Below are 11,910 nucleotides of genomic sequence, written 5' to 3'. Positions count from 1 at the left end.
GTTAATATATACGACTTAAGAAAAGAAATTAGCTATATTTTGTAAATGATGACTAGGAGGAGCCGTGTGCGTTAATAGCGCAAGCACGGTTCTGTGAGGGGGGAGGAGTACAATCTACCGCAAGGTAGAAAGGCTCCCTTCTACTCGACATGTTAAAGAGGGGGTTGCTGCGGCAATCACTTTTTTTATAGTGGTGACGTTGCAGTTTAGCTGAAGTAAAATATGCTAAAATGAAAACAAATTGAAAAGGAAATCCAGCAAACCATAAATGAAGTATATAAAGGAAAAACAACTATCTTAGTACACACAGATTATCGGCTATAACCTATGTTGATAAAATCGTAGAGGAAGAATCGTAGAAGTAGGAAACCACGAAACTCTATTATCAAATCCGAATGGGCACTATACTGAATTGTGGAATAAACAAGATCCCTTTCATAATAAATTTTAACTGCATATTACCGGAAACCCGTTCTGTTATAGTTAATTCTATTTATATTTGAAATTACACCTAACAACTTGTTAGGTGTTTTTATATGCAAATAACACTCATTATTAAATGACATTAGGAAAAAATAAGAAAAAATGAGGAGGATATATATGTTCAAACTTGCTTTTGCACTCCCCTTTTTGTTTGCTTTATGGCTTGCAAATCCAGCATATGCAGTCGAAGTAAATAGCATTATTCAGATTATTGATCAAAACAATAAAGTTATAGTAAAGAAAAATATAACATTTGAAGAGGGGGACAATATTTACGACATAACCAAAAACAACTTTGATGTAGCGGAAACAAACGGTATGATTACAGGAATCAATGGATTGGTTGAAAAACCTACAGAAAACATCCATTGGGCTGCATTTATTGATGGTGAGTTTGTTGAAATTTCACCAGGCGAAGTAGGCCTTTACGCAAATGATATTTTAACTTGGGCGTTAAGGGATTACGATAAACAAGAAATAATGAAATAAAAAGAAATGTTCATCACGGAGGTTATTTAATTCGCCTCTTTAGCAAATAAGAGTTGAAGAGCCAGCTGCCAATCTCGGCAGCTTTTTTTGTGTGTGCTAGGCATGGCAACTATCTAGGTGGTGAAAGTCCACTGTGGGGGTGCACATCGACCAACCACCAAGGAAGCGCAAGGTACTTATCGTGAGGTAAGGGCCGGAGAAAGCGTGGAATAAAATCTTGGATTGACGATAATTATCACACGTTTGGATTAATCCTAGCAAAATCAATGAAAACCGGAACATTCTCCATGAAAACGAAAACAATAGAAATAAAAACGTATATAATTTGATTCTTCTGAATTCCCCTCTATTTTTCTCCTGTTTTTAAGTTAATAGCTTAAGTTGAAAATAAACTATCTACTCAATTAGTAATAATAGGGAAACATGGTGAAAGAAAAAATCCTTAATAGACGATGATTTATTAGAAATATTAACTTTGTATCATTTGATTAACCAAAGCCTAATTACTCGTTGTATTAAGTAATTAGGGTTTTTATATCAATTTCCCATATTCATAATAATCTATAATAAGGATGATTATTACGCGGATTTTCACCAACAGGACCATTCGGATCATACGATTAAATTTTCATTTATATATAATTATGTTGATGTATTCTTAGAAGAATGATTATTTCTAAACTGCCTAGGGGTTAACCCTATGTATTTTTTAAAGATTTTTATAAAATAACTTTGATCGTTAAAATTTAGCCATGTGCCAATGTCTGAAATCGGATAATTTGTTAAAATTAATAGCTTTTTTGCTTCGTCAACTCGTTGCTGTTGAATATATTCACTTATTGTGATTCCAACTTCTTTTTTAAATAGTGATGATAAGTAGTTTGGACTTAAATGACACATTTGTGCAAGGTGATCTAGTGTGATTTCGCCGTAAAGATTATTATAAATATAATGTTTACAAGCGGTTACTGTTGCAGTGTATTTTTCATCATTTAATTGGTGAACACGATTGGTAAAATCTATAATAGCTTCTTCCATTAATTTTAATATTTCTTTTAACCTTCCTAATTCCTCTAGTTGTTGAATATAGAAGTCACTTAAAGTAAAGGCTGTTTCATCGTTTAATCCGCCCTCAATAGCAGCTCTGCAAACAAGGGCAACTCCTGTTATCATTAAATTTTTTTCACTCCTTAAGCGGCTCCGTTTAGATAACAATCCTAATTCTGCCTCCCCGATAATTGAGTAATTAATGACATCATGAATTTTATCTATTCGTCCGTTTTTGACATAATCAAGCAAAACACGTTCATATGAAAGATTTGAATGAAAAATGAAATTCCTTCTCCCTTTCGAAAGCTCAAGGTCTGGATCCTCTGTTTCAATGATTACGGGTGCTATCGCTTTATTATTTTGGATGACAAAACTTTTATCCAACTTTTTATGATAAATCAAATAATAAACCAATAAACTAATTGTTAGAAGTTGTTGATTGTCTATAATGGGAATGGATTGATAATATTCAATGAGATTCCTCTTATTCTCGTTTCTTTTAAAATTATCTATCATTTTGGTTATATTTTCTTCTGATATTTCTGAGATAATAGAAGGTCCAACAATAATGGATCCTAAAAAAAGGTTTGTTTTTTTTAGATTGACAAAGAAAAAGTTTAAATTTGAATTAGAAAAGAAGATAGGAAAATCATTGGGATCATCTTCATACGTATAGATGCTGATTTGCTCCTTCAACGGAGCATAATACGGATTTTTCCGTAGGGCACTTCGCGAAAATTCGTATTCGAATTCACCAAATTGGTTGACATAATAGACGGGTATTTGATGAATTTCGTAAATAAGCTGACAAATATATTGCAAATCTTTTTTGGATATTTCCATCTATTTCATATACTCCATTCAATTTTATTGAAATAGGTTACACTTTTTATTATTACATTAAAAAAATACTATTATCCGTAGAATATTACAATTAATACAAAAATAGAAGCTTTAGAATAGGTGATGCTGGGGAGACATAAATAAGGAGGAATTGAACATGGAATTAACAAATAAAATTGCGGTGATCACTGGGGCAGGAAGCGGAATTGGAAGAGCAAGCAGTCTGAAACTTGCTGCTGAGGGTGCGAAAGTTGTCTTAGTTGATTTTAATAAAGAAACTGGGGAAGAAACATTACAACTTATTAAGGCACAAGGCGGAGAAGGGATCTTCGTATCTGCGGATGTATCGAAAAGTGAAGATGTACAAAACTATGTAAATAAAGCCGTAGAAACATATGGGCGTATTGATATATTTTTCAATAATGCGGGTGTTATTCAAAAGTTTGCACCTTTTACAACAGTAGAAGAATCCGAATTTGACCGTATTATGGCAATCAATGTAAAAGGAGTCTTCCTTGGATTGAAATATGTATTAAAAGTAATGGACGAGCAAGGAAGCGGGTCCGTTATTAATACTGCTTCTACTGCAGGAATTCGCCCTGAACATAGTGTGGCTGTATATTCTGCAAGCAAACATGCGGTTATTGGTTTAACCAAAGGTGCTGCGCTAGAATATGTGAAAAAAGGAATTCGTATTAATGCACTTTGCCCAGGCGGTGTACAAACTGCATTAACAGCTAGTGTTGCTGATCAGTTTGAAAAAGGCGGTTATGTTCCAGAAGAGATATCTAATATGAGAATGGGCCGTTATGCAAATCCGAAAGAACTCGCTGAAATGGTTGCTTTCTTAGCATCGGATAAAGCAAGCTATATGACAGGTTCAATTGCACTTGTCGATGGTGGTTTAACTTTATAGGCTATAGAAGAACATCAAGTAGCTAAAGGGCTATAGACAATGCTTTATCTATGGCCCTTTGTTTTAGATAGTGCATTTTTGCAAAATGCCATCCAATACAAAGAGTTAGCGTTAAATGGCACAGTCTCCTTGCTTTTTTTATTTTTAGGAAAAGAGGAATAAATATGAGTTTACTGGAAGCTAGAAATTTAACACATAGTTTTATAGACAAAAATGTATATGATCAAGCAAGTTTTGTTTTAGAAATATGGGTATTGGCGTTCTACTAATATATATTAATTAAAAGAGAGGGTATTCTGTACATTTTTGTTTAGAAAAAAGAGTATCATATTACTTTCATACTTTTTCTAATGGATTTGATATGTAAATTGGGATTATCATTTTATATGAATATGTTCTTTTCATAATTAAAATATATATTGTTTTGTTCTTTCGATTTTTTCAAAAAGGGACAATACTTTTACTATTTCTTTTCAATAACTCCATGCTCTTCTAACAAATCTTTAAAATAGCCTGTGTTAAAAGCAATGTTGATGATGTTTTAATATTGATTGGAGCCGAAATCAACATACAAGTTTAACTTAGCCTTACAAAAAATAAAACAAAGGCTCCAGCATCTACAACCATACTAGAGCCTTTCACGTTATAGGGCTTCTTTAATAACCTTCTTGTAATATTGAACAGACAGCATTCCGAAGATAGAGTACAATGTGGCATATACAATCATGACTACAATCATCGGTGTCCACAGTTCCGTCCCAAAGAGGAACCAGCCAGATTTGACTGCAAAGTAACTGTGTGATAAGCCGATTACTAAAGGAATCCCAAAACTAAACAGCTGCTTCCCGCGAATGCCTTTCACCAAATCCCCCGAGGTAAACCCGAGTTTCCTTAAGATTGTGTAGCTAGGCATTTCCTCTTCACCTTCGCCCATTTGTTTAAAATACAAAATACAGCCAGAGGTAATCAGGAATGTTAATCCCAAAAAGCTGACGATAAACATGATCAGTCCCATATTTTGTTTCTGATAGTTGCTCATTTCCAACCGAGAATCCATCGAGTAGTCCTCATTCCCAAACATTTCTTTGAACAGATCATTCGCCTTTGTAACATGCTCCTCATCCTTCAACGTAATCCCAATAAATAAAGAGGATTCCTTTTGGATGGTAGGGTCAAGATTATTTTTTAACTGTTTGAAGACAGAGTCGTTGACAACCGCCACAGGGAAGCCACCGCCAGTAAAATATTTTGAAACAATAAATTCTTTTGCTAAGCCTTTATACTGTAAAGAAATGTCCTCGTTTTGTCCATGCAATTTGATTTGCCCTGAATCTTTTAGTGACATAAATGATTGTAGCAAATCATTATAACCGGTAAAGATCGTTTCCTCTGGTGACAGATCCATGTCTATCAAAGCCTTGTCACTGACGACTGGGAGAGGCACGCTGCTTTGCTTAATGGTTAATTCCTGCAATCCGTTTTCCATAATGGTCGATAGGTCAGCATTTACTTGAATGACTTCGGCTCTTTTTTCATTAAATGGCAGATGATTATCTTCTAATGCCTTTTTAAATTGTTCGGCATCCTTCGTTTTGGTGAAGGCAAAATCGGCAGCCACATTATTTTTAGCCATTTTTTCAGCAGAGTAGTAAGAAATATAACTTAATGACAAAAGTCCAATGGCCAAAGCGGAAACAGTAGTGATAATTGTTAATAATAAGGCGTTTGATTTCATCCGGAACATAATGGAAGAGAGTGATAAGACCTCGTTAATGTTTAAATACCCATCTTTCTTTTTCCGGATCAAATGGAATATAAAACTGACGGAGCCTTTGTAAAACAGATAGGTTCCGATGATGACAGAACCAAGAATTCCAATCATCGCCATGAATAATTCATTCATCGTGGTAAAATCGCCGCCAAATAATTTTGAAGAAACGTAATAGCCAACCGCTATCAGAATCATACCAATGATTCCGATCAGAATTTCCCAAATCGATAATTTCTTTACTTTTTGTTCGGTCGACGAGGTAATCCTAAATAAAGCCAAAATGGACTGTTTTTTTATGAATATATAATTCATCAACATTATCAACAAATAAATGGTGACGAACACAATCAGAGTTTGCACAAAAGCCTTGGTTGAAAATCGTAAAACGGCGTCCGCATCCACTTGCGTGACTTTCAACAGAATCATCATGATAAATCGGGAAAATGAAAAGCCAAGGAATATTCCTATTACCATGGAGCCGAAATATAGAAAAAAGTTCTCAGTGCTCAGGAGGTGGAATATTCGGCTTTTGGTCATCCCAATGAGTTGAAACAGGCCGATTTCCTTGCTGCGCCTCTTAATGAAGATTGTATTCGCGTACAGCAGAAAGATCGCCACAATGGCGACAAGTAGAACGGATGCTGCCCGAATGGAAGCGCCACCCTTAATGGAGCCCTTTGTCGCGTCCATCGCCGGGTCATATTGCAAAGTGACAAAGGCAAAATACAAGGCAACACTAAAGACTAGGGCAAACACATATAGATAGTAGTTTTTTAGATTCTTTTTCAGATTACGGATAATCAAATGATTAATGCTCATTCTGGGTGACCCCTCCCAATACACCTTGTGTTTTCATGATGTCTTTAAAAAATGCTTGGCGTGATTGATCACCCTTATTCAGTTGGGTGTATATTTGACCATCCTTAATAAAAATGACTCGACTGCTATAGCTGGCAGCCACAGGATCGTGCGTTACCATTACAATCGTGGCGCCGCTGCTGATGTTTAACTGGTTCAGTTTATTTAATAAATCGGAGGCTGACCTGGAATCGAGTGCCCCTGTTGGTTCATCTGCAAAAATAATGCTCGGGTTATGAATAAATGCCCGTGCTGCCGAGGTGCGCTGCTTCTGGCCACCTGATATTTCATTAGGATATTTATTGCCGATTTCGTTAATCCCTAGCTGTGATGCCAATTCGTTGAACCTTCGGTCTGCCTCTTGTTTGGAGGCATTGGAAATGGACAAAGGCAATAAGATATTTTCTTTAACCGTCAAGGTATCCAGCAAGTTGTATTCCTGAAAAATAAAGCCTAAATGGTGCTTGCGGAACTCGGCAAGCTGTTTTTCCTTCATACGGGTGATTTCTTTTCCCTGTATCTTAATTATCCCACTGCTCACCCTATCAATTGAAGAAAGGACATTTAGCAGGGTTGTCTTACCTGACCCCGATGCACCCATGATACTCACGAATTCACCTTTTACAATTTTTAAGTCCAATCCTGTCAATACTTCCTGCTTATTAAACTTGTTACCGTAATTTTTTTGAATATTAGTAGCTTCAAGTATTTGCATAACGACACACTCCTTTATTATCCGATAGCTTCATTATAGTAAGCTTAGGTCTGCCGTTCCTTCGATTGGACGAACAAAACAACAAAAGCATATGACATTTTTGTCACATGCCGATAATATGAACAAACTCATTTTTTTGCGGAAAGGTCAAGGTAATTGCCGTTCCTATTCCAAGCTCAGAGTGAACGTTAAACTTGATCAGCAATGGCCGGGCAGCTTTTTGGGCAAGGTATAGTCCCATACCAGTTGCCGCACCATCCTGATGGTTGGCTGTAGAGGTAAAGCCTTTATCAAAAATGCGGGGCAGGTCATTTGGAGCGATTCCGCGTCCGAAATCAGTGATTTTAAAGCAGGTTCGTCCGTCTTGGACATAACTATTTAAAAGGATGTCAGATGCCTCGCTATATTTCACGGCATTCGTTAACAGCTGTCGGAGTATGAACGCCATCCATCTGGCATCCGTCAGGACATCCTCTTCTTCCAGTTCCAATTCAAAACCAATTCCCTTTTGCATGCACCATGATTGCAAGGTTCTGATTTCGTTAAAAATTAATGGTTTTAGTTTTGTGTTTTCAATATACAAATCATTTTCCATAAAGGGCATCCGCTTTTGGTGGAGTTGCTGATCCAGCAGAAGGTGAATACGTAGCCATTCATACCGTAAATCCGCTTTCAGTTTTTCATCCTCCATCCGGTCAATAATCAGCTGCATCGCTGTTAACGGTGTCTTTACTTCATGTATCCAAGATAACATTTGGTCTTTTTCCTGCTCCATTGTCGTCCAATTTGCAGCCGCTTCCTGTGCTAAAAAATCAATTTGTTTCGTAAGGCTCTTTTCAATGATTCCTTCAAAAGGACGATAGGCACTGGGGACGCTATTAGGATCCAGGTTGTTTTCTCTTTCCTCTAAGACTTTATAGAATATCGTTTCCTTCTGATAGCGAATGAACAAGAAAATCACAAAAATAATCAACGAAATAAATACAATATAGAGAAGTGGAAGCAATGGGATCGACGTATCAAGAAACGCAACCAAAATAACCAAAAATTCCAAGGACAATATCAGGAGAATCCAGCTCTGCCGTTCTATAAGATACTTTTTTATCATAGCGGCTGGGCCTCTTCAACTGCGATGTAGCCTTGTCCCACTTTGGTTTCAATATATTGCCCAAGACTAAGTTCATCGAGTTTTTTCCGCAGGCGATTGACGTTGACGGTTAACGTGTTGTCACTGACAAAGCGCTCATCGTCCCATAAGCTTTTGATTAACGCTTCACGGGTGACAATTTTATTTTTCTGCCCAATCAATTCTCTTAATATTAATATCTCATTCTTCGTAAGTTCAATAGAGCCCGCCTCAGTGGTCACCGTATTTTTTTGATATTCCACAGCAGCTCCATTCCAAGTTTTGAACTGGACTTGTTCGGTATTGTAATTATAAACGCGCCGTAAAATCGCTTGGATCTTGGCAATTAACACATCAAAATGAAACGGCTTTTGGACAAAGTCATCCGCGCCGAGCTGCATGGACATCACCATGTCGGAAGGGTGGTCCCGTGAAGACAGAAAAAGGATCGGCACATTCGAATGGGATCGGATCATCCGGCACCAATGAAACCCATCAAATTTGGGCAGCTGGATATCAATGATCACTAAATCAGGTTTCACATCTGTAAAGTCCTGCATCACATTGCTAAAATCCGTAACTCCAAAAACCTCATAAGACCAACCTGTTAACCTTTCTTTTATCTCTTGATAAAGCGTTGCGTCATCCTCAACTAGTAATAGTTTAAACACATTGTTCACCACACTTTGTTTTAGTTCCATCCTCAAATTGTATAGCAAATTTTACCTATGTGCCAGCAGTCCATAAGAGGCAATGCCGTATAGAGTTAGATAATAGAAGTGAAAACCAAACAGTTATCGATATTTGAAGGAGGAATACCCATCTATATTAACGTTCAATTGGTCGGGGGAATCGGGGTTTCAGTCGGAGCTGCCGAACGCAGTTTTATAAAATGATGTTGAAGCAAAATCAAAAACAATAGGAATTATCTTGTCCCCTGTTAAAGTGACAAGATAATTCTTGAAGGGGAATTGGAGCGGAACATCTAGAGGGTGTTCCTTCTTTTTTGGCCCTGTTAAATAATATTGTTGATTTTATTTCTACAATAAGAGTTAAAACTTTAAGGGGATATTTAACCCAATCCCCTTAAACTGAGAGATTGGGATTTTTAAATCTTAAATATCCATATGTGTATATAATAAAAATATTAAACATATATTTCAACATATATGTATTATAATATATCAGTATATAATGTATATTATATGTAATTGGCAACATCATAATAACTATTAACTTATAAAACCTAATCGATAACATCTCAGAGCTGAATCTAATTCAAACTGGGGCTTTGTTTTACCAATAATTTATTAATTTCAATATGTTCTAAATTCACAACCTATATTGTATATACGCCCCGGACAATAAATGGTTTATAATCCAATTAACACCACCAAACGGTCAGCAAGGAGGGTTTATTTTGGAGGATAATATAATAAAGGAAAAAGAGGTAAAACCACGGAATCGAGATAACTTTTTAATCAAGCAGCGTGCGTTTGTGAAGCTGTATTTGCTCTCGTGGATAGAGCAGGGGAGACCATACGGTAAAGAAATGTTGGAGGATTTTTATAAAACGTTTAAGCAATTCAATTATAAGCCTAATCATTCTGAAGTTTACAAAGGATTGCACGAGCTGCTGGATGATGGAATTATAACAAGGTCCCGGATTATAAAAGAGGGATCTAAGCGCCAGGAGCTTAAGGTATATCAAATTGCCAATATGGATGAGGCTCGACGGTATAAGAATCAAGTGAAAGAAGATTTGGATCGTAGTATAGGCCTTTTAAATTGGGCTGTAAGAGATAATTTCTAAAAGAGCCCAATCAGTTTAGTTATTTAGAACCAATACAAAATTTCAGTTAGCATAACAAAAGATTCCCTGCTATAGAGATTTGTGCGGGAAACTACGGACATATGCTAGACGTTATCAAGGGGTTCTCCAACAGAAGGAACAATGTATCAATGATATTGTCCATTGAGTAGAAAAACGCAGCCTGTTGTATTACTCTTTCGGGGTAATCTGCATTGAAAAGTGAGAAGATATATCGATAGAAAAAAAGGTGCTTGTTGAACTCCCATGAAAATAAAAACGGAAAAAGGGCATGAAAAAACAGACCCAGAAAGACCAGTTTTTTAAAAAAGGCTGAGCCTCTTGAAAAGTAAGAGTATGAGGTTGGCTGGTAAAACGTAATAGTAATACCTTTCTACTTAAAATTAAATCAGAAAGGCTGGCGCAACAACCAGAAAAAGGATTAATCTCCCATAAGTGCTACCCCTAATTGGGCGCGACAGTCGGTGGTACACCGTGGTCGTTGGAGTCAGACTAACGGATGGGCTCAAAGGCACCATAGTTCAAAGACCTTCTTCGCCAGCATTAAAACAGTATAGACTGCCTGATCCATTTTCATTCTCTGTGGTGAAGCGATGAATTTTGCGCTTCATGGGTGGCTAACGGGTGCAAGAGTTGTAGATTCAGCTGTCATTTTGGCAGCCTTTTCTTGTTGTTCTAACGAGGGCAGGTTAGCTCAAAAGAGTACACTATTAAATTTTTGTGTGATAAATAAAAAATGTATACAAAAAGCTACATCCTATATAGAATGTAGCTTTTCTAACTGGAGTATCTTTTCTTTACTTCAATGTTATAAAAATCATATAACTGTTCAATGGAAGAACTGGACAATAGAGGGATGGCTCTCTCAACCAATTCTCTATCCCAATCATACCAACGCATTTCCATTAGCTTATTAATTTCTGAATCTGTGAACCGTTTCTTTATTTCTTTTGAAGGATTACCACCAACTATTGTATACGGTGGGACGTTTTTAGAGACCACAGAACCTGCTGCAACGATTGCACCTTCACCAATTGAAACGCCAGGCATTATTATAGCATTCATACCAATCCAGGCATCGCTTTTAATGACAGTATCACCCTTTGGTTCATATGATTGTCCTATTTGCTCAACAAATGGATAAACCGTTATCCATTCTGAATGGTGGTTATGATTACCCCCCATTAAAATGACAACTCCACTTGCAATACAAACATAATTTCCAATAATGAGTTTATCTAGATGCCAACCAAACTGTTCAATTGGATTGAATAGTTCTTGAGATTTAGCATCACCCCATAAATACCTTACACAGCCATCTTCAAAATTTTGATTACCATAATACCCTGAATAATAGGAATACTCTCCTACTTCAATGAGTGGATTTGTCACTATATCTTTTAAATACTTTGTTTCAGACCAATGATTAAATAATGGATGATTCATAACTATATACCTCGCTTCTAAGTATTGTAGATTCTAAGACTTACTTAGAAGCTTAATACCACAGCGACGTTTTTAAACTTTTTCAAACGACGAATCATTATCTTCAGCCTTTCTTTTAAAGTAAACAGATCATAACTTAAAAAATTTTTATAGTCAAATTGTGAAATTATGTAATTTAAATAATGGATGCTTGAATTCAAGAAACTAAGGCTGTTACGGCACCTTTTCTCTTATTCGACTAACGGGGCAGGTGTGCGGCCGAGCCTAGGTCGTATCATATAACGGGTGGGATTCCCGTCGAGTAAGAACTAGCCATTCGCTCGTAGCGAGTCTTGGAGGGCTAAAGGTAACTTTAGTCTTTAAGCGTAGACAGTTAGGTGGC

10 protein-coding genes are annotated in these 11,910 nt (G+C 36.6%); 4 read left to right on the top strand and 6 right to left on the bottom strand.

Annotated features, from left to right (window positions below; translation table 11 throughout):
• Positions 1-600 precede the first annotated feature (600 nt).
• A complete protein-coding gene (locus tag E2K98_RS28985; protein ID WP_133340325.1) occupies positions 601-972 on the top strand; it encodes a DUF4430 domain-containing protein in 372 nt (123 codons plus the stop codon).
• Between the two features lie 642 nt (positions 973-1,614).
• Here the strand turns inward: E2K98_RS28985 and E2K98_RS28980 are convergent.
• The gene (locus tag E2K98_RS28980; protein ID WP_133340323.1) at positions 1,615-2,865 is read right to left on the bottom strand and encodes a helix-turn-helix domain-containing protein; all 1,251 of its coding nucleotides are present in this window, start codon (positions 2,863-2,865) and stop codon (positions 1,615-1,617) included.
• Between the two features lie 157 nt (positions 2,866-3,022).
• Between E2K98_RS28980 and E2K98_RS28975 the strand changes: the two genes are divergently transcribed.
• Complete coding sequence (locus E2K98_RS28975; protein ID WP_133340321.1) at positions 3,023-3,781, top strand: SDR family NAD(P)-dependent oxidoreductase; 759 nt, start codon at positions 3,023-3,025, stop codon at positions 3,779-3,781.
• A 643-nt stretch (positions 3,782-4,424) separates the two neighbouring features.
• Here the strand turns inward: E2K98_RS28975 and E2K98_RS28970 are convergent.
• The 4 genes from E2K98_RS28970 to E2K98_RS28955 all read right to left on the bottom strand — a co-directional run bounded on the left by E2K98_RS28970 (position 4,425) and on the right by E2K98_RS28955 (position 8,922).
• On the bottom strand, positions 4,425-6,371 hold the full coding sequence (locus tag E2K98_RS28970; RefSeq protein WP_133340319.1) for an ABC transporter permease: 1,947 nt from the start codon (positions 6,369-6,371) through the stop codon (positions 4,425-4,427).
• Entirely contained in the window at positions 6,361-7,125 is a 765-nt protein-coding gene (locus E2K98_RS28965; RefSeq protein WP_133340317.1) for an ABC transporter ATP-binding protein, read from the bottom strand. Before E2K98_RS28965 ends, E2K98_RS28970 begins: the two co-directional genes overlap by 11 nt.
• 103 nt (positions 7,126-7,228) lie before the next feature.
• Positions 7,229-8,233 carry a sensor histidine kinase gene (locus E2K98_RS28960; protein ID WP_133340315.1) on the bottom strand — a complete coding sequence of 335 codons (1,005 nt, stop codon included), beginning with the start codon at positions 8,231-8,233 and terminating at the stop codon, positions 7,229-7,231.
• On the bottom strand, positions 8,230-8,922 hold the full coding sequence (locus E2K98_RS28955; RefSeq protein WP_133340313.1) for a response regulator transcription factor: 693 nt from the start codon (positions 8,920-8,922) through the stop codon (positions 8,230-8,232). Before E2K98_RS28955 ends, E2K98_RS28960 begins: the two co-directional genes overlap by 4 nt.
• Positions 8,923-9,030: 108 nt before the next feature.
• Here E2K98_RS28955 and E2K98_RS32475 point away from each other — a divergent pair, with 108 nt between their 5' ends.
• Positions 9,031-9,147, top strand: coding sequence for a heme-binding protein (locus E2K98_RS32475; protein WP_165976427.1), 117 nt, complete (start codon positions 9,031-9,033; stop codon positions 9,145-9,147).
• Between the two features lie 524 nt (positions 9,148-9,671).
• Positions 9,672-10,064 (top strand): helix-turn-helix domain-containing protein, encoded by a 393-nt coding sequence (locus E2K98_RS28945; RefSeq protein ID WP_235824966.1) that lies wholly within the window; start codon positions 9,672-9,674, stop codon positions 10,062-10,064.
• 795 nt (positions 10,065-10,859) lie between these two features.
• On the opposite strand, the gene E2K98_RS28940 is transcribed toward E2K98_RS28945, so the two are convergent.
• Positions 10,860-11,528 carry a CatB-related O-acetyltransferase gene (locus E2K98_RS28940; RefSeq protein ID WP_133340311.1) on the bottom strand — a complete coding sequence of 223 codons (669 nt, stop codon included), beginning with the start codon at positions 11,526-11,528 and terminating at the stop codon, positions 10,860-10,862.
• Positions 11,529-11,910 lie beyond the last annotated feature (382 nt).

It is taken from the genome of Bacillus salipaludis (genome assembly GCF_004358205.1).
The sequence above is the reverse complement of the archived record's forward strand: the minus strand, read 5'-3'. Positions and strand labels throughout refer to the sequence as shown.